This window comes from Enterobacter mori (assembly GCF_025244905.1).
Taxonomy (GTDB): domain Bacteria; phylum Pseudomonadota; class Gammaproteobacteria; order Enterobacterales; family Enterobacteriaceae; genus Enterobacter; species Enterobacter mori_A.
The window spans coordinates 600771-622917 of the sequence record NZ_CP104285.1 but is presented as its reverse complement, the minus strand read 5'-3'; the positions used below and the strand labels follow the sequence as shown (position 1 = coordinate 622917).

Genomic DNA, 22147 nt, shown 5'->3' with positions numbered 1-22147 from the left:
TAACATTCACCCGCATCCACACTTCGACATTCATCACAGTTAATGAAAACCGCGTACAAATTTGCATTACTGTAATGAGATCTTCTTCAAACTTTATCGCGCTAATTGCTGACTAAAGCAGCGATACCCCCTGTCGGATCAAAAGCCCCGACAGGCTGGCTTTCTACAATCTGTTCATCATCCGCAGAATACTAAAGGAAGCGCACATGACCCACTCCAGCCCCGACGCCCTGCAACAACGTTGCCAGCACATTGTGACAAGCCCGGTGTTAACGCCTGAGCAAAAACGTCATTTTCTGGCGCTGGAAGCGGAAAACGATCTCCCCTATCCCGCCCTGCCGCAGGCAGCACGCGCCGCGCTGGACGAGGGTTTTATCTGCGACATGTTCGAAGGTCATGCGCCTTACAAACCCCGTTACGTTCTGCCGGATTACGCAAAATTTCTGGCTAACGGTTCAGAATGGCTGGAGCTGGAAGGGGCAAAAGATCTCGACGATGCCCTCTCGCTGTTAACCATCCTCTATCACCATGTTCCGTCCGTCACATCGATGCCCGTCTATCTCGGACAGTTGGATGCAATACTGAACCCTTATGTTAGAATTCTAACACAAGAAGAGATCGATAGCCGAATAAAACGTTTCTGGCGCTATCTCGACAGGACCCTGCCGGATGCCTTTATGCACGCCAATATCGGCCCGGCGGATACGCCCGTTACGCGCGCTATCCTGCGTGCTGATGCAGAGCTGAAGCAGGTTGCGCCGAATCTGACCTTTATCTACGATCCCGATATCACCCCGGACGATTTGCTGCTTGAGGTGGCGAAAAACATATGTGAATGCAGTAAACCGCATGTTTCCAATGGTCCGGTGAATGATAAAATTTTCACAAAAGGTCGCTATGGCGTGGTGAGTTGTTACAACTCCCTGCCGCTTGCAGGCGGTGGTAGCACCCTTGTACGCCTTAACCTTAAAGCCATTGCCGAACACAGCACGTCAATGGAAGACTTCTTCACCCGCATGCTCCCGCACTACTGCCAGCAGCAAATTGCCATCATCGATGCGCGCTGCGATTTTCTGTATGCGCAATCTGGCTTCTTTGAGAATAGCTTCCTGGTGAAAGAGGGGCTGATTGAGGCCGATCGGTTTGTGCCCATGTTTGGCATGTACGGTCTGGCGGAAGCGGTGAACGTACTCTGCGAGAAGGAAGGCATCGAGGGCCGTTACGGTAAAGACGAACAGGCTAACGCGCTGGGGTATCGCATCAGCGAGCAGCTCGCGGCATTCGTTGAAAACACGCCGGTGAAGCACGGCTGGAAGCATCGCGCGATGCTGCATGCGCAGTCGGGGATCAGTTCCGACTCGGGCACTACGCCGGGCGCGCGCCTGCCTTACGGCGATGAGCCGGACCCCATCAGCCATCTGCTGGCCGTTGCGCCACATCACAAGCATTATCATTCCGGAATCAGCGATATTCTCACCCTGGAGGAGACGGTCAAACGCAATCCTCAGGCGGTGGTTCAGCTTTGCCTGGGCGCGTTCAGGGCCGGTATGCGTGAATTCACCGCTAACGTGGCGGGTAACGATCTGGTGCGCGTCACTGGCTATATGGTGCGACTATCGGATCTGGAGAAATACCGGGAAGCGGGTTCGAGAACCAACACCACGTGGCTGGGGGAAGAAGCCGCACGCAATACCCGTATTCTGGAACGTCAGCCGCGCGTGATAAGCCATGAACAGCAGATGCGCTTTAGTTAGTCAGGTCATTCCTTTTTCCTGCGTGGACGGGCCGGGCAGCCGCCTGGCCCTGTTCCTGCAGGGCTGTAACCTGCGCTGCAAAACCTGCCATAACCCGTGGACGATCGGTCGCTGCAACGACTGTGGCGACTGCGTGCCTCACTGCCCGCACGATGCGCTGACCATTCAGGCCGGGCGCGTCTGGTGGCAGGAGAGTGACTGCCAGCAGTGTGATACCTGCCTTCACCTCTGCCAGCAGCAGGCAACGCCCATGGCGCACCGCTTCAGCGTAGAAGAGATCCTCACCCTGGTCCGCAAATCCGCCCCCTTTATCGAAGGGATCACCGTGAGCGGCGGTGAAGCCACAACACAATTGCCGTTTTTGATCGCCCTGTTCACCGCGATCAAAGCCGATCCGGCCCTGCGCCATCTGACGTGTCTCGTGGACAGCAATGGTTTGTTAAGCGAAACCGGCTGGCAAAAGCTGCTGCCGGTGCTTGATGGCGCAATGCTGGATCTCAAGGCATGGGGGAACGAGCATCACCGCTTCCTGACCGGGCGCGAAAACCCGCAGATTAAACAGAGCATTCGCTGGCTGGCAGATCGTCACCGTTTGACGGAACTCCGCTTATTGGTCATCCCAGAACAATGTGATTATCTGGAACATCTCAAACCGCTGACGACATTTATTCTCGGGCTTGGAAACATTCCTGTGCGAATCAATGCATTTCACGCCCACGGCGTTTATGGTGAGGCGGCGTCATGGCGTAGCGCGACGCCGGACGACGTGGAACCGCTGGCTCTGGCCCTGGAAGAACAGCGGATCACCGTGATCCGCCCGTCGCTCTATCTATAGCGTGATACCAAATAGCGTACGCGTGTTCTCAAGCAGCGCATCGGCAATCACCGCCGCCGACTCCGGACGCAGTTCACACAGGGTAGTGAACACGCGCGCCGCCTGTTCCGGGCGATTCGGCTGGCCCTGAAAACCATTCAGCGGCATATCCGGCGCATCCGTTTCCAGCAGAAGCGCCGACAGCGGCAGCTGTGCGATCACGTCACGGGTTTTACTGGCGCGCGGATAGGTAATGGTTCCCCCGACGCCAATGCTATAGCCCAGCTCGATAAAACGCTGCGCCTGCTGCAGGCTGCCGGAGAAACCGTGTACAACGCCCCTGCGCGGCAGATCGATGCGTTTCAGGTGCATCGCCAGCTTATCGTGCGTGCGTCTCGAATGGAGGATCACCGGCAGATCGTGACGCTTCGCCAGCCTTAGCTGCGCGTCGAGGAGCGTCTGCTGCCGTTCAAAATGCGGGTTCTCACGATAAAGATCGAGGCCGATCTCACCGATGGCAACCAGTTTCTTCTCGGCCGTCTGCAAAACAGCGTCCAGCCTGTCGAGATGGTCGTCCAGATGATGTTCGATGACGATAGGATGCAGACCCAGTGCGGCATACAATGCGTCGTGACGGCGGGCGAGATCGAGAACGCGCTCGAAATACGCCGCTTCAATCGCGGGCACAATAATCGCGTCGACTCCCGCCTGAGCGGCGCGTTCAATGCTGAGCACCTCGTCGCCGGTGAAGGGGGGAAAATCAAAGTGACAATGGGTATCGACAAAGCGGTGCGTCACGCCAGATCCTCGTTATCCAGTGGAACATCGTTCGCCTGGGGAATATCCACCAGCGGCATGGTCAGCGGGTCGTTGGCGACAATCGCAGGCGGGGTGATAATGCGTTTATGCCGATGCAGAGGGGGCTGTTCCGCCAGCATTTTCCCGACCGTCGCCAGGAAGTAACGTCCGCACAGTCGTCCCGTCTTGTAATCCATGCGCAGCGCTGGAATACGGCTGCCAAGCGCCATGCTCAGTAGCGGCTTCGGCGGGTAAATTTCGAATATACGCAGTTTTCCCGGCGGTTTTTCAATGAAACGCTGCATCGCACCGTAGGTGGTTTCATGCTGCTTCGCGATGTTCACCAGCGGCTGCAGGCTGCTGTCGCCCAGCCAGCGCTCCATGCGTTTGAACCACTGCGGCGTGTAATACATTTGCGACGGTACGGTACGGATCACCACGATGGTTTTCGCCCCGCGTCGGGCGGCCTCCTGAACCGGCACCGCGTCACTGATCCCACCGTCCAGATAGCTGATGCCATCCAGCAGCGCACCGGTTCGATAAAAACCGGGAATGGCGCTCGAGGCGCGGATAATATCCAGCCAGTTCTCTTTCTGCGGAGAAAAGTAACCCGGCGAGTAATCATCACCCCGGCTGGCGCACATCCAGAACTCTTTTCCGGCATCAAACAGACGGGCGGCGGTGTCCATTGCCAGCGGCATCTGACTGGACGTGGAGTCCAGTAGCCAGTCGAGATCGATCAGGTTCCCGCCGCGCACGAAGCGCACCGGGTTGAAAAACTCTTTTGCTGTGGTGTAGCGCATAATCACTTTGCGCGCGTAGCCGGGCTGGTTGCAGACATAAGCGGAAAGGTTCTGTGCTCCGGCAGAGGTACCGAAGTAGAGGTCAAACGGGTTGAACTGCGCGCGCATAAATTCGTCCAGCACGCCTGCGGTGAAAATGCCGCGCTGTCCACCACCTTCACAAACCAGTGCAAGTTGACCCGTGCGGAACGGTTTTAACGTCAGCGGCGCAATATTGCCGAGCGTAACGGGAATTCGCTGCCCCACCTCTGCCTTCCTGTTTTCATTATTTTGTTCAGACACAGTAACGCCATCTCTTCAGGTTCTCAAACGAGAAAAAGCCAGTCGCGAGGACTGGCTTTACTTTGTTTATGAAATATTGCGTTTTGCTAAGGACGGCGTCTACCCGTAAACAGGCTGACCAGGAACAGAATAATACCAACGACGAAGACAATTTTTGCTGCCCATGCCGCTGTACCCGCCAATCCACCAAAGCCCAAAGCGGCGGCAATTAACGCGATAACCAGAAATATAATGCCCCAACGAAACATAAGCCTCTCCTTTACCATAGTTAATGTCGGCCGCTAAACGTGAGCGCTCAGGTCACTCACCAGCGTTTTTCCAGAGTCGTTCTTATTTCGCCCGCAGGCCTCAGCCAGGCGGGCGAATGGTGAAGATTTACTTCGCTTTCAGATCGTTTTTAACGCTTTTCACACCATCAATCGCTTTCGCAATAGATTCGGCACGTTCAATTTGTGCCTGGGAATCAACCGTGCCGGAAAGCTGCACCACACCATCAGTGGTTTCCACTTTCACCTTACGGGAAGGCACGATGTCATCTGCTAACAGTTTAGCTTTGATTTCGCTGGTGGTTGCCGCATCCCCGGCATAACCTTTGACGGAAGACTCTTTGGCGTCACGTACGTGCAGTTTGTCACTCACGTCCGTTACGCCCTCAACCCCTTTCGCCACTTTTACTGCCTGCTCGGCCTGGGCCTGGCTTTCCACGAAGCCACTCAGGGTGACGACTTTTTTGTCGGTCTTCACGGAAATGTCGGTGCTCTTGATGGCTTCATCATCCACCAGAGCGGCTTTCACTTTTGCTGTGATAGAGCTGTCATCCATGAAATTACCGACTTTATTCATAGAGCTATCGATTTTTTCCCCTGCGGTGTTGGCAGTGGACTGTGCTTTATCCATGGTGCTGCTTTCCGCCAGGGCAGAACCGCTAACCAGAACGCTACCCAGAGTCACAGCCAGCAGAGTTTTAGAAATCTTCAGTCTTGTCATATTCATCGATGTATTCCTGTGTTTTGCTCGTCATTCGAGCGACAAACGTCCTTTATTACTAGTTTTATATTTCGCGAATAAGCACACGGGTGAAATGGAGAACCTCAAGTCATGCATTGAACAGTTAATTCATCCACACCCGGTGCTAAACACTGAGTTAAATATAGATCACTCTCACAGTGTCGCTTTCAGAATCGGATAGAAAATGAGCAAAAGGCGTAAAATTGCCGTGAATTAAGAACATTCCGCAAGGGATTAATAAGACAGGAATTAAAGAAGAGCACGGCGGCAGCCGTGCTCTGAGAGGGGATTAGTGCTCGCGGGTTTTGCGGAACTGAACGTCAGGATAACGTTCCTGCGTCAGGTTCAGGTTTACCATGGTTGGGGCGATATAGGTCAGGTTATCGCCGCCATCCAGCGCCAGCTGGATCTCATTCTTACGCTTAAATTCCTCGAATTTCTTCACGTCAGAACACTCCACCCAGCGCGCGGTCGCGACGTTCACAGACTCGTAAATCGCTTCCACGTTATATTCGCTCTTCAGACGCGCAACCACCACGTCGAACTGCAGCACACCGACCGCGCCTACGATCAGATCGTTGTTGGCGATGGGACGGAACACCTGCACAGCGCCCTCTTCGGACAGCTGAACCAGGCCTTTCAGCAGCTGTTTCTGCTTCAGCGGATCGCGCAGGCGAATACGACGGAACAGCTCAGGCGCGAAGTTCGGAATACCGGTGAACTTCATCATTTCACCCTGAGTGAAGGTATCACCGATCTGGATGGTGCCATGGTTATGCAGACCAATGATATCGCCCGGATAGGCTTCTTCAACGTGCGAACGGTCGCCCGCCATAAAGGTCAGCGCGTCGGAGATCACCACATCTTTCCCGGTACGCACCTGGCGCAGCTTCATACCCTTCTCATACTTGCCGGACACCACGCGCATAAAGGCTACGCGGTCGCGGTGTTTCGGGTCCATGTTGGCCTGAATTTTAAAGACGAAGCCGGTGAACTTCTCTTCCTGCGCTTCCACTTCACGGGTGTCGGTTTTACGCGGCATCGGGCGTGGAGCCCACTCCACCAGACCGTCCAGCATGTGGTCAACGCCGAAGTTACCCAGCGCGGTACCGAAGAAGACCGGGGTGATTTCACCCGCCAGGAACAGCTCTTTATCGAACTCGTGAGATGCGCCTTTCACCAGTTCCAGCTCGTCGCGCAGCTGCGCGGCCAGTTCTTCGCCGACGGCAGTATCCAGTTCTGGGTTATCCAGGCCTTTAACAACGCGGACGTCCTGAATGGTGTGGCCTTTACCGGTCTGATACAGGTAGGTTTCGTCTTTATAGAGGTGGTAAACCCCTTTAAACAGCTTACCGCAGCCGATGGGCCAGGTGATTGGCGCACAGGCGATCTTCAGTTCACTTTCAACTTCGTCCATCACTTCCATCGGGTCACGGATGTCACGGTCAAGTTTGTTCATGAAGGTGAGGATCGGCGTATCGCGCAGACGGGTGACCTCCATCAGCTTACGGGTACGATCTTCTACCCCTTTTGCGGCGTCGATCACCATCAAACAGCAGTCAACCGCCGTCAGGGTACGGTAGGTATCTTCGGAGAAGTCTTCGTGGCCTGGGGTGTCCAGCAGGTTCACCAGGCAATCGTGATACGGGAACTGCATCACGGAGGTGGTAATCGAAATACCACGCTGCTTTTCCATCTCCATCCAGTCAGATTTTGCGTGCTGGCTGGAGCCACGGCCTTTTACGGTACCCGCAGTCTGGATCGCCTGTCCGAACAGCAACACCTTCTCGGTGATGGTCGTTTTACCGGCATCCGGGTGCGAGATAATGGCAAAAGTGCGGCGCTTGGCCACCTCTTGCAGATAAGGAGACAACGTCATAATTAAATCTTCTTTTATAAGCGCGGCAGCACGCCACGCATCATGGAATACAAAATTGCGGCTATTTTACCCATCAATAGGGGGCAGGCAATCATTGTTTACACAGGAGCTGCTCCAGTTCGTTCAATGACGTGACGGTCCAGGTCGGCTCGATGCCTTCCGGCTGCACACGACCATGCGCATTCAACCAGACCGTCGACAGGCCGGAATTGATGCCGCCAAGAATATCAGACTCTGCGGTATCCCCCACCATCAGGACGCGATCGCGGTCAGGATTGCCAGCCTGCGTCAGCGCGTAGTCAAAAATACGCGGGTCCGGCTTCGGTACGCCCACCTCTTCGGAAATCACCAGCGCGTCGAAATAATCACGCAGGCCGGTGCGCTCGAGGCGGATCTGCTGCAGGGCGGTAAAACCGTTGGTGATGATCCCCAGTTTTACCTTGCCTTTTAACGCATTAAGCAGAGAAACCGCGCCCGGCAGTGGCGCACAGATATCCGCCATCGCGTTCAGAAACGCCTCGTTCAGCGTCCCCGGACTGACATTTAAACGTTCCGCCCAAACGTCAAAGCGCTGGTGCTGAAGTTGTAACGCAGTGATGGCACCGTTCTGGTAATCCACCCACAGCGGCTTGTTCACCGCCTGATAGTCCTGAAAATCTTCAGCGGTGAAGGTCACGCTATAGTCGAGAAACATCCGCTGTAGGCCGCCGAACGAATCGAACGTAAACAGCGTCTCGTCGGCATCAAAGAAAATCCAGTCCCATTTCATCGTTACAACCTTATTTTTCGTTATCCAATCGGCAGGGCCATTATGATGGCGTCTTCACGTCCCTCTGCGGTGGGGTAGTAGTTACGGCGGATTGTCGCCTCGTTAAAGCCTAAGCTTTCATAGAGCGCGATGGCGGCGACATTCGACGCGCGCACCTCCAGCCACAGGGTGAAAACGTCACGGGTTTCGAGCTCACGGATGAGGTGCTCGAGCAGTTCTCTTCCCAGCCCACGGCGCTGAAACGCGGGATCAACGGCGATGTTAAACAGCGTCGCTTCATCAAGAACAACCTGCGTAATCGCGAAGGCGGCCATGGTGCCGTCAACGTCCAGGCGGTAGTTCAGGTACCGTTCGCCCTGGTTGCTGGCGAAGGTTTTTTCGCTCCACGGAAAGGCATGGGCGCGTGTTTCAATCGCAAACGCGGTGTTCAGGTCAAACGTCGTGAGGGAAGAAATCGTGTTCATATTCGCAGATTTGTTGCCATAGCGCGCTTCGCGCTTTTGGGTTGGCTTTCAGTTCGTCCAGCGCTGGCGAGCAGATCTGGCTCCCCTGGAGAGGCATGTCGTTTATCTCCCCGATGCGCCAGCTGTTACAGCGGCTTTCGGGAGGAAGCATCGCGACACGCTCTGGCGTCAGCTGTAAAACCTCGTCGGCCGTCAGCTTCAGGCTGCGAAGGACATCACCGATAAGGGGTTCATTCAGGGCAGGCAGTTCTTCCGCCACCATCACCAGCCGAACGTGCGCAGGGATGGAAATGGCGATTTCGCCCTGCAACGCCGTCGGGCGACGCAAGGCCCACTGGGTAATGCCCAGCTGCTGCAACTGCCAGTCTCGTCGGGATGTCATAGGGAAAACTCCTGTCTCTCAGGCGCGCAAATATAGCAAATGTGTCGAAAGTGCGCCATCTACCTACTATAATCCCCGCCTGAGTTTATTGAGGAACAATTCATGTCTGCATTTACCCCGGCAAGTGAAGTCTTGCTGCGTCACAGTGATGATTTCGAACAAAGCCGTATTCTGTTTGCCGGAGATATGCAGGATGACCTGCCTGCGCGTTTCGACTGTGCTGAAAGCCGTGCCCATACGCAATACTACCACCACTGGCAGGTGCTGAGCCGCCAGATGGGCGAGCGTGCGCGCTTTAGCCTGGTGGCAGAACAGAGCGACGTTGCCGACTGCGACACGCTGATCTACTACTGGCCGAAGAACAAACCGGAAGCCCAGTTCCAGCTGATGAACCTGCTCTCCCTGCTGCCCGTTGGCTGCGATATTTTCGTGGTCGGTGAAAACCGCAGCGGCGTGCGCAGCGCAGAACAGATGCTGGAAGCGTTCGCACCACTGAATAAAGTCGATAGCGCGCGTCGCTGTGGTCTGTACCATGGCCGTCTGGAAAAACAGGCAACATTTGATGCCGATGCATTCTGGGACGAGTATCAGTTAGACGACTTAACCATCAAAACCCTGCCGGGCGTGTTCAGCCGCGACTATCTGGATGTGGGTAGCAAACTGCTGCTGTCTACCCTGACGCCGCACACCAAAGGCAAAGTGCTGGACGTGGGCTGCGGCGCGGGCGTGCTCTCTACAGTGCTTGCCAGCCATTCGCCAAAAGTGCGTTTAACCCTGTGTGATGTCAGCGCCCCGGCGGTAGAAGCCAGCCGCGCAACGCTTGCCGCAAACGGCATTGAAGGGGAAGTGGTTGCCAGCAACGTCTTCTCTGACATTACCGGTCGTTTCGACATGATTATCTCCAACCCGCCGTTCCACGACGGTATGGAAACTAGCCTTGAAGCGGCACAAACGCTGATCCGTGGTGCAACCCGTCACCTTAACAGCGGCGGCGAGCTGCGTATCGTTGCAAACGCCTTCCTCGCGTACCCGAAAGTGCTGGACGAAACCTTTGGCTTCCACGAAGTGATCGCCCAGACCGGTCGCTTCAAAGTCTACCGCACCGTCATGACGCGTCAGGCGAAGAAATAATTCGCCATGCAATGCAGGCCGGATAAGCGCAAGCGCCATCCGGCAAGCAGGCGTCTCAGTTCCGGCCATTTTTGCAGCAATCAATAAAAGGTGCGCACTTTTCAGTTGACGTAAAGCTGAAAACATCTAGAATGCGCCTCCGTGGTTACGATACTTTTACAGTATCGATGGTATGCGAAGGTGGCGGAATTGGTAGACGCGCTAGCTTCAGGTGTTAGTGTCCTTACGGATGTGGGGGTTCGAGTCCCCCCCCTCGCACCATAAATCACGTTGATATTGCTCGCACTGGGCGAAGGTGGCGGAATTGGTAGACGCGCTAGCTTCAGGTGTTAGTGTCCTTACGGATGTGGGGGTTCGAGTCCCCCCCCTCGCACCAACGAGGCGATATCAAAAAAAGTAAGATGACTGTGCGAAGGTGGCGGAATTGGTAGACGCGCTAGCTTCAGGTGTTAGTGTCCTTACGGATGTGGGGGTTCGAGTCCCCCCCCTCGCACCAATTATCTTACGCGCCTCTGTAGTACCTCTTGTTTTTCCGGTTATTTCAAACTCATCAGAATTACCAGTATTCCACTGACCAGCGCAACGCATGAAGGCAGCAGCACAAAGTGCCGTAATTGCTTATGCCAGATCATCCCTGACGTGACTAACAGCCCTGAAACAATAATGGCTTTCCAGATATCGATGGAGAGATCGGCAAACATCAGACCGCCAATCATTGCCCCAGGCAGCAACACTCCCCAACCACTTCCCAGCGCTTTGCTCAACATGGTTTGCCCTTTCGCATCAATAATGATAACCAATATCATATGATAACAATTATCATTTGTCAGCATTCATCATCAAAATCCATGGACCTTTACCTTTCCCATAATGACAGGAAATGTCTAAGGTGATAAATTGCTCATCTGTTAACTCCCTATAAAGATTTTCTGATAATTACTATTCATCTTTTTTGCTTTTACTATTTTCCAACAACACCTATTCATCTGTTTTAATTAAATATTAATAAAAAAGCATTACTATGACATCACAATCCTGGCGGTCTTTGGTCAACAGCAAATATCAATTATCTTTACGTTTATTTCTCTTTCTGAACGCAGCCTCAGCGGTGTTCTCGGTAACAAACCCGCTCTATTCTGTACGCCTGTTCTCGTTCCCCCTGGTGGCTATTTTTATTCTCAGCACGGGTTTGTTCGCCTGGCACTGGAAAGAGAGAACCCGCAAGATCAATATTCCCGTCGTTTCAGCGATCTTCGGTATTTTGTGGGCCTGGCAAATTGTCTCGAAATTTTCGTTAATTACGCACGATCGGGCGACATATTTAGTCATGGCGCTCTTAACCGTGCTTTTTATAGGCTCCCTGGCATTTGCCAGTAATATCAAGGCATTTACTCTTCATTCATTACCCGCCTTTATTGCCTGCCTGTGGTTAGGCAGTCATGAAAGCTGGATGAGAATGATCTACTCCTTTGCCCTCCCGGTAGCGGCGATTGGCATACATAACATCCTGCAAAAACGTAACGATCGCTTTGCTCAGACGCTTCTTTCCCAACTCCTGGAAGAACGCGAGACGCTTTCCGATCTCAGCATGATGGATCCGCTCACCGGCCTGTATAACCGTCGCGGCCTGCAAAGCCGACTGGAAAACCTGCCGAGAGTCGATAATGGTGAACACTTCGTTATGCTGCTGGATATCGACCATTTTAAGGCATACAACGACCATTACGGCCACATGATGGGCGACCAGGCGCTGATCCGCGTCTCAGCGGCGATCCGTGATGCCGTACGCTCACGCGATATCGTCGCGCGCTTTGGCGGTGAGGAGTTTATGGTATTACTGACGAGCATCTCGCTTGATCATGCCCGCCAGACGGCTGAGCGCATCCGCCAGAAAGTCTACGATTTAAAAATCCCGCATATGTTCAACGAAAGCGTTGCAACAAACGTCACCATCAGTATCGGTATCGCCATCTATGATGACGATGACCCGGAAGGCGCGCTGGAGAAAGCGGATAAAGCCCTCTACGAAGCGAAGCACATGGGGCGTAATAACATCCTGCTCAGCGACGAGTTGCAGACAGCTTAAGCCCGACATCCAACATTCAGGACAAAAGGCTTGCGATCGTTTTTATCTATAGTTAGGATTGGCAATCATTATCATTTAGATTCCTATCCTTATGGCGACACGTACCGCACAAGCCGTTGACTCACTTCTCTGGCGAGCCCCTCTCTCCACAGGGAGCGTTACGCTTGCGGATGCTATTCGGGACAGGATTGCCGATACCCGTGCCCATCTGCTGGATTTTATCAAGCTGGATGAGCCTCACCCGCATAACACCATGACGCTTGCCGAATGGCAGCGTCCGGCAGAACGACAGTCACTGCTGGCGGCGTATTCCGACCATATCTATCGCAATCAACCGACCCTTTCGCGGGAAAATAAACCCCTGCTCTCTCTTTGGGCGCAATGGTACATCGGGTTGATGGTCCCGCCGATCATGGTGGCCTTGTTAACCCAGGACACGATGCTGGATCTCTCCCCGGAACATTTCCACGTTGAGTTCCACGAAACCGGGCGTGCGGCCTGCTTTTGGATTGACGTTCACGAAGATATGCGTGCCGGGCAACGCTCAGCTCAGGAGCGCATGGAACAGCTCATCACTCAGGCGTTGATGCCGGTAATTGAAGTGCTTGAGCAGACGGGAGAAATTAACGGAAAGCTTATCTGGAGCAATACCGGTTATCTTATCCACTGGTATTTAACAGAGATGAAACCGCTGCTGGGCGATGAGAAAGTGGATGCCCTGCGCCAGTCCTGTTTCTTTGCAAAACAGCTTTCTGATGGGCGGGATAACCCTTTATTCCGTACCGTCGTCCCGCGTGATGGCCTTCTGGTGCGCCGGACCTGCTGTCAGCGCAATCGCCTGCCAGACGTTCAGCAGTGCGGGGATTGCACGCTGAAGTAGTGCCGTTAATTGCCAGGTGGCGCTTCGCTTACCGGGCCTACAGCTCCTCAAACGTAGGCCGGGTAAGGCGCAGCCGCCACCCGGCACAAACGACTCAGGCTACCTGCTGATTTTCCTCTTCCGCGTTACGCTGTGCTTCTTCCGCTTCCTGTTCCAGTAACTGCTTCTCGTACACTTTGAAGAACGGGTAGTAGATGATTGCCGATACGCAGGCCAGAACCACAACCAGAATAGCCGCACGGAAATCCCAGCCCAGCGCCCATGCCGCGCCTATCGGAGCAGGTGCTGTCCAGGGAACCACTGAAATAACGCGACCAATCAGATCAAACGTCATCGCCGCCCAGGCCAGCACTGCGTTTACCATCGGTGCCAGAAGGAACGGAATAAAGAACACCGGGTTCATTACAATCGGCGTACCAAAGATGACGGGTTCGTTGATGTTAAAGAAGCTGGGCACCACGCTCAGACGTCCAATTGAACGCAGGTGCGCAGAGCGGCTACGCAGATAGCAGATCACCAACCCCATCGTTGCGCCAGAGCCACCAATCACGATAAAGAACGTCCAGAATGCTTCCATAAAAATGTGTGGCAGAGGTTGGCTTGCCGCCAGCGCGGTCTGGTTAGCGCCCAGGTTTGTCAGCCAGAACATCTGCAGCATCCCGGAGACAATGGCAGCCCCGTGGATCCCGGCAAACCACAGCAAGTGACCAATCAGTACCGCCAGAAGGATAGCAGGCAGCGAGTCAGCAGCGGACACCAGAGGTTTGAAGATCGACATAATAGCCTGTGGGATCAGCATACCAAACTGAGACTGAATCAGCAGACTCAGCGGGTAAAGCGTCAGCACAACCACCAGCACCGGAATCAGCAGATCAAAGGAGTTTTTGATCATCGGTGGCACCTGGTCTGGCAGGCGAATGCCGATGTTGTGCGATTTCAGGAAACGCATCATTTCAACGCAGTAAACCGCCACCAGAATGGCGGTAAAAATCCCCGTTCCGCCGAGGCTGTCGACAGGCAGAGTGCCTTTGGTTTTCGGCGCAGCAACCAGCAGAAACGCCATCAGAGACAGCATGGCGCACATGAACGGGTCAAGCTGATGGGATTTCACATAATGTTTGCCCAGGTTGTAGGCGATGGCCGCACAGATATAAATGGACATAATGCCCATCGTCATATCAAACGGAGTGAGAATTTGCCCTTCAAATTGCTTCGCCATATCCAGCCAGGCGCGAGCAAAACCCCAGGTCGTATCAGGTGAGAACGGTGGGTAAGCAAACACCAGCAAGAATGAACCCACAATCATGAACGGCATCGCAGAGATAAATCCATCACGAATGGCCATAACATGACGCTGGGAAGAGATTCGCCCGGCAATCGGGCTGACGTAATTTTCAACGAAACGGAATATCAGATTAAACGCAGCATGGTTGGCAGACATAGCAGCTCTCCTGTCAGACGTTCGTTACGGGCGGATTCGCGCCACACGTTGTTCCATAAATCAGCTTCACAACCTTGCCGGCTTGCGTACCAGCGGTACTGCTCAGAAGAAATGGTTTCATAATTAGCTCTTATTATTGGATACAGGGGACGTTACATTCTCAGTATTAATCTCTGATTCACGCTCTGCAACCGGTTACTGTAACCGGTTTCCGTGAATGTGAAGGCGATCCATAAATCGGCCCAACAGAATATTTGTTACTGAAGAGATATTTACAGAACCTAAAGGCTTATGACAGATTACGCAGGATATTTGTCAGGAGGAAACAATGAGTTTGCAGTCTGTACAGCAGTTTTTTGCCGACAACGCACCCGATGTCGAAATCATCGAGCTTAGCCAAAGCACCGCGACCGTGGCCCTGGCTGCTGCAGCGCATAACGTTGAACCGGGTCAAATCGCCAAGACGCTATCGTTAAAGGTTAAAAACGAAGTCATTCTCGTGGTTGCTAAAGGTGACGCGCGGCTGGATAACAAAAAACTGAAAGACGCATTCGGCGCAAAAGCGCGCATGCTGAGCAGCGATGAAGTGGTCACCGTTACGGGTCATCCCGTGGGTGGGGTCTGCCCTTTCGGACTGGAGAATCCCCTTTCGGTTTTCTGCGATGTTTCACTGAAACAGTACGCTGAAGTACTGCCTGCTGCCGGTGCGATTCACAGCGCCGTGCGTATTTCCCCCGACAGAATGGCAGAACTGACTGCGGCAAAATGGGTGGATGTCTGCATTTGATTGTTGCGCCAGAAGGATTCTGGCGCATGACACACGGCTAAGAGAATGAAGGTACACTCAACGCCGAGTGACGCAGCTCCCGGGCGGGAAGATGAGCAAGGATATCTGCTGCATCCAGCAATCCCACATCAGAATTGACCCCGAGCTTTACCATCGCATTGAACTTGTGCGCCCTGATGGTCTTAATATTGCGCTCAAGCTGTGTCGCGATTTCAGGGATGGAATAGCCCGACGACATATAACGCAAAATCGCCCGTTCGGTGGGGCTCAACATGCGGTTCTGATTCACATACCAGTGATTGTACATGTTGTCGTTTACACGATGCGTTTCGTTAAGAAAGGTCACCATTCCTTCGATCAACTGCTCAAGCGACACCGATTTACTGATTATCCCGTGCAGGCGTGCCGGAGAAAGATGGCAAATCAGCCTCGCTTCTACATCATCGGACGCCAGTACAATACGCTGGATATTGCCGTGTGAGAACATCAGGTCACGCAGACTCGCCAGGCAGTTACGACGCTCCTCACGCGCATCGGATAGTGAGTAAATAACCGAATAAAACGCGGTCTGGGAAAGTGCCTCTTTAAAACTGTCGAACCGACTAAACAGGCGGACCTGATAGCTGCTGAATGCCGGCAAAGCAAAAATATGCTGCAGCCCAACAGCACTCATTACGCAATTTTCGATGACGGCGATATGTCTTTTTGCTGCGGTCTCTTCCATTCCTCAAACTCTCCATAGGCCGACATTAAACTCAGTTCTCGCATCCCCTGTGTACTGCTGATCCAGGCATACATATCGGCATTGCTTCGCAGGGACAACCTGCGCATCGCACTGTTCTTCTGTGCACTGATCGTTTTGTTACTCTTCTTCAATAACGTCGCGATTTGGTTAATACACCAGCCTTTCCCCAGCAGTCGCAATACTTTGCGCTCAGAGTGAGTTAGCGCGATAAAGCTCTCGGACTCTTCTTCAGGCTCTGGAGTGTCTGGCATTAACAACGTCTGGCTAATTCGTTCTGCGCGTTCACTTCCGGCACGAATAGCATTAATGACCCCCTCGAGAGGTTCCATATCTGACAGCAAGGTGCTTTCAGGACGCATGAGTAATTCTACCGCCAGGGGGTAGAGGGGACGGGAAACTAAAAAGATCCAATGGATATCCCGATACTGACTCAGCAGCCCGTAATATTGCTCGAGCGTACCGCGAGGATTCCGATAATCACCAGAAATATCAGCAATAACCACACTGGCGCGGCGGAGTTGCAGCAATGTTAGCTCCTGAATCGAGCGGCAAAAGGTCAGTTCATACTCTGGGAAATGGCGTGCCATCACCCCGCCGAGCCCGGATTGCATAACCGGTATCTTACTAATCACAACTCCGTGTTTACCTTTCAATGGCAACATAGAACCTCCGAGTCCATTCTTCATTTTCTAAATAGCGATAAAACGTATTGAGATAAAATTATCTCATCCCTGAGTGCACACACCATAAATAATACAAATTTTAAGGAAATCATTACGAGATTAAGAAATACCCAAAGCAGGGTTAATATCTCATAAATAACCACCAAATTTAATTACAGTTACCTGAAAAGAACGAAAATATAAAATTAGAAATACTTAATATATGTGAGATATATTTTTAACTCCCAAGCATTCATAAAATAAATATTTTAAATCGCTTTCCTTCACTCTCGATCGTGAGGCTGTTTGCACAAATCTTGATCTGACCCAGAGCAAGTGGCACCGCCATTTGTGCTAAAAGTAAGCATTCCGGGCCAACAGGCAAGCTACTCATCCTCTCTTCAGGGCAATACATGCAAGATCAGTCAACGCAACGCGCAACGACGCGGATATGTATTCAATGCGGGCTTTTTCTCTTACAGCACGGGGCAGAAAGCGCCCTTGTCGAGGAACTCTCAACGCGTCTTGGCGTGGCGCTCGGCATGGACAGCGTCGAAAGTTCCATCTCATCGAATGCCATTGTACTGACCACCATAAAAGACGGGCAGTGCCTGACCTCCACCCGTAAAAATCACGATCGCGGCATCAATATGCACGTCGTGACGGAAGTGCAGCACATCGTCATTCTTGCTGAGCATAAGTTGCTGGATCTAAGAGAAATTGAGAAACGATTCGCGCAAATTAAACCGTTACGCTATCCGCGCTGGCTGGTGGTGGTAATGGTTGGGCTGTCGTGCGCCTGTTTTTGCAAACTCAACCAGGGCGGATGGGACGGTGCAATCATTACCTTTTTCGCCAGCAGCATCGCCATGTATGTCCGCCAGCTGTTGACCCACCGGCAACTGCACCCGCAAATTAACTTCTGCATTACCGCTTTTGTCGCCACCACGGTTTCTGGCCTGCTGCTGCGCCTGCCGCAATTTGCAACCACCCCGACGATTGCCATGGCCGCCAGCGTGCTTCTGCTGGTCCCGGGCTTTCCGCTGATTAATGCCGTGGCTGACATGTTTAAAGGGCACATCAATACCGGTCTGGCGCGCTGGGCGATTGCCAGTCTTTTGACGCTTGCCACCTGCATTGGCGTGGTCATGGCGATGACGCTGTGGGGGTTACGCGGATGGGCATAATCGAATTTATCTTTGCGCTGGCGCAGGACATGCTTCTGGCCGCCATTCCCGCCGTCGGCTTTGCGATGGTGTTCAACGTGCCGCAGCGGGCGTTGCCCTGGTGTGCGCTGCTGGGCGCCATCGGTCACGGTTCACGCATGGTCATGATGACGGCAGGTTTCAACATCGAATGGTCAACGTTTATGGCCTCGATGCTGGTCGGCAGCATTGGCATTCAGTGGTCTCGCTGGTATCTGGCGCATCCAAAGGTCTTTACCGTGGCGGCCGTTATTCCGATGTTCCCGGGCATCTCCGCCTATACCGCGATGATTTCAGCGGTAAAGATCAGCCATTTTGGTTACACCGAGCCGCAAATGATCCTCCTGCTGAGCAACTTCCTGAAGGCGTCTTCCATTGTCGGGGCGCTCTCCATCGGGCTGTCGATCCCCGGCTTGTGGCTTTACCGCAAGCGCCCGCGCGTTTGATATTTGCCCATCGCAGGGATACTCTCCTCTTTCCGTTTAGTGACGATAAGGAAAAGACGTGGCTAACTCTGATGAGCACAATGAAGGCGCCAGCCTGAAAGAGAACATTTTCCAGAGCGCCATTGCGCTGTTTGCCGAATATGGGCTAAACGGTGCCCGCATGGAGCAAATCGCCGAGAAAGCCGGTACGACCAAACGGATGGTGGTGTATCACTTTAAGAATAAAGAAAACCTGTATCTTCTGGCCCTGGAGTACGTTTACACCCAGATCCGCGCCAGTGAGAAACGGCTCAGCCTTGCCGGTATGCCCCCGGTAGAAGCACTGGTTCATCTTGTTGAAGCGACCTTTGACTACCACGCCGACCACCCGGACTACATTCGCATCATCTGTATGGAGAACATGCAGCGTGGCCGCTTCATGCAGCAGTCCAGCTACCTGCGCCAGGTTAACCGCAGCGCGCTGGAACTGCTGGAAGCCATCCTGCAGCGTGGGAAAGAGAAGCAACTGTTCAATCAGACGGTCGACGCGCGCGATCTTCACCGTCTGATCAGCAGCTTCAGCTTCCACTATGTCGCCAACAGCTACACCTTTACGCTGTTGTTCGAAGAGGGAGCAGACGAAGCCGCGCAGCGTCAGCACTATCGGAAAATGGCGGTCCAGGTGGCACTTCGCTATACGTGCCCATAAAATAGCTTGCAATTATATCGTGCGCTATCTATATTCATCTCATGAACGCAAAAACGAACGACACCACCGCGGCGCTGCTGCTGGATAACCAGCTCTGTTTTGCTCTCTACTCGGCAAACCTGGCGCTTAACAAGCTGTACCGGCAACTGCTGGCACCGCTGAACCTGACCTACCCGCAATACCTGGTCATGCTGGTACTTTGGGAGCAGGACGACGTGACGGTGTCGGACATTGGCGAACGACTGTTTCTTGACTCAGCCACGCTGACGCCGCTGTTAAAGCGTCTGGAAAGCGCCGGGCTGATCAACCGCCACCGTTCCCGTAAAGACGAACGCCAGGTTGCGGTCACCCTAAGCGATGCCGGGCGTGCACTCCAGCAACAGGCCGTGGGGATCCCTCACGCGGTTGGGTGCGCAGCGCAATGCGATACCGACACGATGCTGGCGCTTAAGCAGCAGCTTGAGCTTTTGCGACAACAGTTACACCACGCGTAAGGCTATACTTTACGCGTCCTTCTTTACCCATATATATCGCACGCTATTTAATAGCACACATAAATGTAAAATGAGGAACCTGCCATGTCTTTAGAAAAAGTTGTCTACACTGCCAAAGCCAAAGCCACCGGAGGCCGTGACGGCCGCGCGACCTCTTCCGACGGCGTACTGGACGTCAAACTGGGTGTGCCAAAAGAGATGGGCGGCATGGGTGGCGAAGTGACCAACCCGGAACAGCTGTTCGCTGCTGGCTACTCTGCCTGCTTCCTGGGCGCGATGAAATTCGTCGCGGCACGCGACAAATTCGCCCTGCCAAAAGATGCCTTTATTGAAGGTGAAGTCGGCATTGGCCCGCTGCCAACCGGTTTTGGTATCGAAGCGAAGCTGAACATTCACGTTGAAGGTATGGATCCTGCGGAAGCGAAAAAACTGGTGGATGCAGCGCACATCGTTTGCCCATACTCTAACGCCACGCGCGGCAATATCGACGTCACGCTGAACATCATCGCGTGATAACTGCCTGATGGCGCTGCGCTTATCAGGCCTACGGCTGTAGCCCCGGTAAGCGCAGCGCCACCGGGGAAATCCCCTCCATCCCTTCCCCCTCTCTGTGCTACCATAAGCCCATATTACGCCCGTAGTAACCCAGTAGAGAAAGCGTTATGTCCTCCAGAATCCTGACCACCAGCATTGCTGGCATTGATGCCTTTATGCGCGATCCCCGCGGCGTACTGACCAATGCCGAAGGCGGTACGCTCGCCGTGTTTGCCGACAACGCCCCGGCGTTTTACGCAATCACGCCGGAACGCCTGGCGCAGCTGTTGGATATCGAAGCGCGGCTGTCGCGCCCGGCCAGTGATGTCACCCTGGATAACCAGTTCTTCGACGAACCGGGAAACGCGCCCGTAGCCATACCGATGGGGAAATTCCCCATGTACGCGGGCTGGCAACCGGATGCCGATTTTCAGCGCCAGGCGGCACTGTGGGGAATTGCGCTCTCACAACCGGTCACGCCCGAAGAGCTGGCCGCGTTTACCGCTTACTGGCAGGCGGAAGGAAAAGTGTTTCACCATGTGCAGTGGCAGCAAAAGCTCGCGCGCAGTATTCAAATCAACCGCGCCAGCAACAATGGCCAGCCCAAGCGCGATATCAACGCGTTTTCTGAACCGGACAAACAGATCCCTAATGGATTCCGAGGTGCGAAATGAAGAACGTCGGCGACCTGATGAAACGTCTGCAAAAAATGATGCCAGCCAACGTGAAGCCAGCCTTCACAACGGGTGAAGAGCTGCTGGCGTGGCAAAAAGAGCAAGGTGAAATACGTGCGGCGGCGCTCGCCCGTGAGAACCGTGCGATGAAAATGCAGCGCACCTTTAACCGCTCGGGTATCCGCCCGCTTCATCAGAACTGCTCGTTTGATAACTACAACGTCGAGTCGCAGGGACAGATGAATGCACTGAGTCAGGCACGTCAGTACGTGGACGAGTTTGATGGCAACATCGCCAGCTTCATTTTCAGCGGCAAGCCCGGCACCGGGAAAAACCACCTTGCAGCGGCCATCTGCAACGAACTGCTACTACGGGGTAAATCCGTATTGATCATCACCGTGGCCGATATCATGTCTGCCATGAAAGAGACGTTCAGCAACCGCGAAACCAGTGAAGAACAGCTGCTTAATGACCTGAGCAACGTTGACCTGCTGGTCATCGATGAGATTGGCGTTCAGACGGAATCCCGCTATGAAAAAGTCATCATCAACCAGATCGTTGACCGCCGCTCTTCCTCCAAGCGACCAACCGGAATGCTGACAAACCACAATATCGACGAGATGACCCGTCTGCTGGGAGAGCGCGTAATGGATCGCATGAAGCTCGGCAACAGCCTGTACGTCATCTTTGACTGGGAAAGTTATCGCAGCCGCGTCACCGGTAAAGAGTATTAAGACAGTTCCAGGAATCGCGCGCGGCGCGGAGGTATATACTGGAACCACTTCCGGCCCTAAACGGACCTTTTTGAGAAAGCCACTATGAAAAAACAGTTACTTATCAGCACCCTTTTCGGTGCACTGCTGGCAACCAGCGCGGCGCAGGCAGCGTCATGGCAGGAGTCACTTTCCAGCGCAGCCAACGAACTGACCAAAGAGAGCGGCAGCACGCAGGGCGGTCTGTCTGCCTCCTCCCTCACCAGCCTGCTGGGTAACAGTTCCCAGAGCCTGAGCGCGGGTACGATGAACAACGCGGCGGGGATCCTGGAATATTGTGCGAAGCAGAAGCTGGCTTCCGTCACCGATGCACAAAACGTGAAAAACCAGGTGCTGGGCAAGCTGGGTCTGGACACGCAGGAGCAGAAAGCGGACACCAACTATATGGACGGTATTCAGGGCCTGCTGAATGCGCAAAACGGTCAGCAGCTGAACCTGAGCACCATCGGTAACTCCTCTCTGGCAAAACAGGTGAAAACCAAAGCCTGCGATCTGGTGCTGAAACAAGGCGTTAATTTCATCTCCTGATCGACCCCATTTTCTGCCACAACATGCCGCGTTAGTTAGGTTAGTCTTACGGCGCGGCGTTAAACCACTGTTTTCCTGCCTTACCATCGTCTCAGCGTCCGCATGCCAGGATGCGACCGC

General features: G+C 53.7%; 26 protein-coding genes and 3 tRNA genes. 17 read left to right on the top strand and 12 right to left on the bottom strand.

The window, feature by feature from the left end:
* The first annotated feature begins 206 nt into the window (after window positions 1-206).
* Complete coding sequence (locus tag N2K86_RS03000) at window positions 207-1754, top strand: YjjI family glycine radical enzyme (RefSeq protein ID WP_260660419.1); 1548 nt, start codon at window positions 207-209, stop codon at window positions 1752-1754.
* Window positions 1729-2589: a YjjW family glycine radical enzyme activase gene (locus tag N2K86_RS02995; RefSeq protein ID WP_260660418.1), complete on the top strand. Its 861-nt coding sequence runs from the start codon at window positions 1729-1731 to the stop codon at window positions 2587-2589. Before N2K86_RS03000 ends, N2K86_RS02995 begins: the two co-directional genes overlap by 26 nt.
* Here N2K86_RS02995 and N2K86_RS02990 read toward each other — a convergent pair.
* From N2K86_RS02990 to N2K86_RS02955, 8 genes are all read right to left on the bottom strand, one after another.
* Entirely contained in the window at window positions 2584-3366 is a 783-nt protein-coding gene (locus tag N2K86_RS02990) for a TatD family hydrolase (protein WP_260660417.1), read from the bottom strand. The two genes, N2K86_RS02995 and N2K86_RS02990, sit on opposite strands and share 6 nt — an antisense overlap.
* On the bottom strand, window positions 3363-4415 hold the full coding sequence (locus N2K86_RS02985; protein WP_108417145.1) for a patatin-like phospholipase family protein: 1053 nt from the start codon (window positions 4413-4415) through the stop codon (window positions 3363-3365). Before N2K86_RS02985 ends, N2K86_RS02990 begins: the two co-directional genes overlap by 4 nt.
* 122 nt (window positions 4416-4537) lie before the next feature.
* Complete coding sequence (locus tag N2K86_RS02980; RefSeq protein ID WP_003856556.1) at window positions 4538-4699, bottom strand: DUF1328 domain-containing protein; 162 nt, start codon at window positions 4697-4699, stop codon at window positions 4538-4540.
* Window positions 4700-4826: 127 nt separating this feature from the next.
* A complete protein-coding gene (gene osmY / locus N2K86_RS02975; protein WP_260660416.1) occupies window positions 4827-5444 on the bottom strand; it encodes a molecular chaperone OsmY in 618 nt (205 codons plus the stop codon).
* A 304-nt stretch (window positions 5445-5748) separates the two neighbouring features.
* Complete coding sequence (prfC, locus tag N2K86_RS02970) at window positions 5749-7338, bottom strand: peptide chain release factor 3 (protein WP_238460608.1); 1590 nt, start codon at window positions 7336-7338, stop codon at window positions 5749-5751.
* Window positions 7339-7429: 91 nt separating this feature from the next.
* Complete coding sequence (gene yjjG, locus N2K86_RS02965; RefSeq protein ID WP_260660415.1) at window positions 7430-8107, bottom strand: pyrimidine 5'-nucleotidase; 678 nt, start codon at window positions 8105-8107, stop codon at window positions 7430-7432.
* 20 nt (window positions 8108-8127) lie between these two features.
* Window positions 8128-8571 (bottom strand): ribosomal protein S18-alanine N-acetyltransferase, encoded by a 444-nt coding sequence (gene rimI, locus N2K86_RS02960; protein ID WP_260660414.1) that lies wholly within the window; start codon window positions 8569-8571, stop codon window positions 8128-8130.
* A complete protein-coding gene (locus N2K86_RS02955) occupies window positions 8540-8953 on the bottom strand; it encodes a DNA polymerase III subunit psi (protein WP_174341088.1) in 414 nt (137 codons plus the stop codon). Before N2K86_RS02955 ends, rimI begins: the two co-directional genes overlap by 32 nt.
* A gap of 102 nt (window positions 8954-9055) precedes the next feature.
* Between N2K86_RS02955 and rsmC the strand changes: the two genes are divergently transcribed.
* The 4 genes from rsmC to N2K86_RS02935 all read left to right on the top strand — a co-directional run bounded on the left by rsmC (window position 9056) and on the right by N2K86_RS02935 (window position 10580).
* Entirely contained in the window at window positions 9056-10084 is a 1029-nt protein-coding gene (rsmC, locus tag N2K86_RS02950) for a 16S rRNA (guanine(1207)-N(2))-methyltransferase RsmC (RefSeq protein ID WP_089599241.1), read from the top strand.
* Between the two features lie 174 nt (window positions 10085-10258).
* Window positions 10259-10345 (top strand) — tRNA-Leu (locus tag N2K86_RS02945).
* A gap of 28 nt (window positions 10346-10373) precedes the next feature.
* A tRNA-Leu gene (locus N2K86_RS02940) sits at window positions 10374-10460 on the top strand.
* Window positions 10461-10493: 33 nt separating this feature from the next.
* A tRNA-Leu gene (locus tag N2K86_RS02935) sits at window positions 10494-10580 on the top strand.
* A 40-nt stretch (window positions 10581-10620) separates the two neighbouring features.
* Here the strand turns inward: N2K86_RS02935 and N2K86_RS02930 are convergent.
* Complete coding sequence (locus tag N2K86_RS02930; RefSeq protein ID WP_260660413.1) at window positions 10621-10890, bottom strand: DUF1435 domain-containing protein; 270 nt, start codon at window positions 10888-10890, stop codon at window positions 10621-10623.
* A gap of 215 nt (window positions 10891-11105) precedes the next feature.
* Here N2K86_RS02930 and N2K86_RS02925 point away from each other — a divergent pair, with 215 nt between their 5' ends.
* Both N2K86_RS02925 and fhuF read left to right on the top strand, forming a co-directional pair.
* Complete coding sequence (locus N2K86_RS02925) at window positions 11106-12170, top strand: GGDEF domain-containing protein (RefSeq protein WP_260660412.1); 1065 nt, start codon at window positions 11106-11108, stop codon at window positions 12168-12170.
* 91 nt (window positions 12171-12261) lie between these two features.
* Window positions 12262-13050 carry a siderophore-iron reductase FhuF gene (gene fhuF, locus N2K86_RS02920; RefSeq protein ID WP_260660411.1) on the top strand — a complete coding sequence of 263 codons (789 nt, stop codon included), beginning with the start codon at window positions 12262-12264 and terminating at the stop codon, window positions 13048-13050.
* Window positions 13051-13144: 94 nt separating this feature from the next.
* On the opposite strand, the gene N2K86_RS02915 is transcribed toward fhuF, so the two are convergent.
* Window positions 13145-14491, bottom strand: coding sequence for a PTS sugar transporter subunit IIC (locus N2K86_RS02915; RefSeq protein WP_126816022.1), 1347 nt, complete (start codon window positions 14489-14491; stop codon window positions 13145-13147).
* A gap of 328 nt (window positions 14492-14819) precedes the next feature.
* On the opposite strand from N2K86_RS02915, the gene N2K86_RS02910 reads away from it, so the two are divergent.
* Window positions 14820-15278 (top strand): YbaK/EbsC family protein, encoded by a 459-nt coding sequence (locus N2K86_RS02910; protein WP_042714997.1) that lies wholly within the window; start codon window positions 14820-14822, stop codon window positions 15276-15278.
* Window positions 15279-15315: 37 nt separating this feature from the next.
* On the opposite strand, the gene bglJ is transcribed toward N2K86_RS02910, so the two are convergent.
* Window positions 15316-15951 carry a DNA-binding transcriptional activator BglJ gene (bglJ, locus tag N2K86_RS02905; RefSeq protein WP_260661622.1) on the bottom strand — a complete coding sequence of 212 codons (636 nt, stop codon included), beginning with the start codon at window positions 15949-15951 and terminating at the stop codon, window positions 15316-15318.
* A complete protein-coding gene (locus N2K86_RS02900; RefSeq protein ID WP_260660410.1) occupies window positions 15951-16685 on the bottom strand; it encodes a helix-turn-helix transcriptional regulator in 735 nt (244 codons plus the stop codon). Before N2K86_RS02900 ends, bglJ begins: the two co-directional genes overlap by 1 nt.
* Before the next feature lie 413 nt (window positions 16686-17098).
* Between N2K86_RS02900 and N2K86_RS02895 the strand changes: the two genes are divergently transcribed.
* The 8 genes from N2K86_RS02895 to N2K86_RS02860 all read left to right on the top strand — a co-directional run bounded on the left by N2K86_RS02895 (window position 17099) and on the right by N2K86_RS02860 (window position 22027).
* On the top strand, window positions 17099-17872 hold the full coding sequence (locus N2K86_RS02895; RefSeq protein WP_260660409.1) for a threonine/serine ThrE exporter family protein: 774 nt from the start codon (window positions 17099-17101) through the stop codon (window positions 17870-17872).
* Window positions 17863-18336, top strand: a complete 474-nt coding sequence (locus tag N2K86_RS02890; protein ID WP_260660408.1) for a threonine/serine exporter — start codon at window positions 17863-17865, stop codon at window positions 18334-18336. Before N2K86_RS02895 ends, N2K86_RS02890 begins: the two co-directional genes overlap by 10 nt.
* Before the next feature lie 58 nt (window positions 18337-18394).
* The gene (locus tag N2K86_RS02885; protein WP_260660407.1) at window positions 18395-19024 is read left to right on the top strand and encodes a TetR family transcriptional regulator; all 630 of its coding nucleotides are present in this window, start codon (window positions 18395-18397) and stop codon (window positions 19022-19024) included.
* A 41-nt stretch (window positions 19025-19065) separates the two neighbouring features.
* The gene (locus N2K86_RS02880; protein WP_042713994.1) at window positions 19066-19518 is read left to right on the top strand and encodes a MarR family winged helix-turn-helix transcriptional regulator; all 453 of its coding nucleotides are present in this window, start codon (window positions 19066-19068) and stop codon (window positions 19516-19518) included.
* Window positions 19519-19602: 84 nt separating this feature from the next.
* Complete coding sequence (locus N2K86_RS02875) at window positions 19603-20031, top strand: organic hydroperoxide resistance protein (RefSeq protein ID WP_126545177.1); 429 nt, start codon at window positions 19603-19605, stop codon at window positions 20029-20031.
* 149 nt (window positions 20032-20180) lie between these two features.
* On the top strand, window positions 20181-20726 hold the full coding sequence (dnaT, locus tag N2K86_RS02870) for a primosomal protein DnaT (RefSeq protein WP_042713996.1): 546 nt from the start codon (window positions 20181-20183) through the stop codon (window positions 20724-20726).
* Window positions 20723-21460 carry a DNA replication protein DnaC gene (dnaC, locus tag N2K86_RS02865; protein ID WP_010427177.1) on the top strand — a complete coding sequence of 246 codons (738 nt, stop codon included), beginning with the start codon at window positions 20723-20725 and terminating at the stop codon, window positions 21458-21460. Before dnaT ends, dnaC begins: the two co-directional genes overlap by 4 nt.
* Before the next feature lie 84 nt (window positions 21461-21544).
* Complete coding sequence (locus N2K86_RS02860) at window positions 21545-22027, top strand: DUF2501 domain-containing protein (RefSeq protein WP_100165522.1); 483 nt, start codon at window positions 21545-21547, stop codon at window positions 22025-22027.
* The last annotated feature ends 120 nt before the right edge of the window (window positions 22028-22147 follow it).

Excerpts from the sequence above, each read along its gene's own strand:
- N2K86_RS03000 (WP_260660419.1), top strand. The coding sequence starts at position 207 with ATGACCCACTCCAGCCCCGACGCCCTGCAACAACGTTGCCAGCACATT.
- N2K86_RS02995 (WP_260660418.1), top strand. The coding sequence starts at position 1,729 with ATGAACAGCAGATGCGCTTTAGTTAGTCAGGTCATTCCTTTTTCCTGC.
- N2K86_RS02980 (WP_003856556.1), bottom strand. The coding sequence starts at position 4,699 with ATGTTTCGTTGGGGCATTATATTTCTGGTTATCGCGTTAATTGCCGCC.
- osmY (WP_260660416.1), bottom strand. The coding sequence starts at position 5,444 with ATGAATATGACAAGACTGAAGATTTCTAAAACTCTGCTGGCTGTGACT.
- prfC (WP_238460608.1), bottom strand. The coding sequence starts at position 7,338 with ATGACGTTGTCTCCTTATCTGCAAGAGGTGGCCAAGCGCCGCACTTTT.
- yjjG (WP_260660415.1), bottom strand. The coding sequence starts at position 8,107 with ATGAAATGGGACTGGATTTTCTTTGATGCCGACGAGACGCTGTTTACG.
- rimI (WP_260660414.1), bottom strand. The coding sequence starts at position 8,571 with ATGAACACGATTTCTTCCCTCACGACGTTTGACCTGAACACCGCGTTT.
- N2K86_RS02955 (WP_174341088.1), bottom strand. The coding sequence starts at position 8,953 with ATGACATCCCGACGAGACTGGCAGTTGCAGCAGCTGGGCATTACCCAG.
- rsmC (WP_089599241.1), top strand. The coding sequence starts at position 9,056 with ATGTCTGCATTTACCCCGGCAAGTGAAGTCTTGCTGCGTCACAGTGAT.
- N2K86_RS02930 (WP_260660413.1), bottom strand. The coding sequence starts at position 10,890 with ATGATATTGGTTATCATTATTGATGCGAAAGGGCAAACCATGTTGAGC.
- N2K86_RS02925 (WP_260660412.1), top strand. The coding sequence starts at position 11,106 with ATGACATCACAATCCTGGCGGTCTTTGGTCAACAGCAAATATCAATTA.
- fhuF (WP_260660411.1), top strand. The coding sequence starts at position 12,262 with ATGGCGACACGTACCGCACAAGCCGTTGACTCACTTCTCTGGCGAGCC.
- N2K86_RS02915 (WP_126816022.1), bottom strand. The coding sequence starts at position 14,491 with ATGTCTGCCAACCATGCTGCGTTTAATCTGATATTCCGTTTCGTTGAA.
- N2K86_RS02910 (WP_042714997.1), top strand. The coding sequence starts at position 14,820 with ATGAGTTTGCAGTCTGTACAGCAGTTTTTTGCCGACAACGCACCCGAT.
- bglJ (WP_260661622.1), bottom strand. The coding sequence starts at position 15,951 with ATGAGTGCTGTTGGGCTGCAGCATATTTTTGCTTTGCCGGCATTCAGC.
- N2K86_RS02900 (WP_260660410.1), bottom strand. The coding sequence starts at position 16,685 with ATGTTGCCATTGAAAGGTAAACACGGAGTTGTGATTAGTAAGATACCG.
- N2K86_RS02895 (WP_260660409.1), top strand. The coding sequence starts at position 17,099 with ATGCAAGATCAGTCAACGCAACGCGCAACGACGCGGATATGTATTCAA.
- N2K86_RS02890 (WP_260660408.1), top strand. The coding sequence starts at position 17,863 with ATGGGCATAATCGAATTTATCTTTGCGCTGGCGCAGGACATGCTTCTG.
- N2K86_RS02880 (WP_042713994.1), top strand. The coding sequence starts at position 19,066 with ATGAACGCAAAAACGAACGACACCACCGCGGCGCTGCTGCTGGATAAC.
- N2K86_RS02875 (WP_126545177.1), top strand. The coding sequence starts at position 19,603 with ATGTCTTTAGAAAAAGTTGTCTACACTGCCAAAGCCAAAGCCACCGGA.
- dnaT (WP_042713996.1), top strand. The coding sequence starts at position 20,181 with ATGTCCTCCAGAATCCTGACCACCAGCATTGCTGGCATTGATGCCTTT.
- dnaC (WP_010427177.1), top strand. The coding sequence starts at position 20,723 with ATGAAGAACGTCGGCGACCTGATGAAACGTCTGCAAAAAATGATGCCA.
- N2K86_RS02860 (WP_100165522.1), top strand. The coding sequence starts at position 21,545 with ATGAAAAAACAGTTACTTATCAGCACCCTTTTCGGTGCACTGCTGGCA.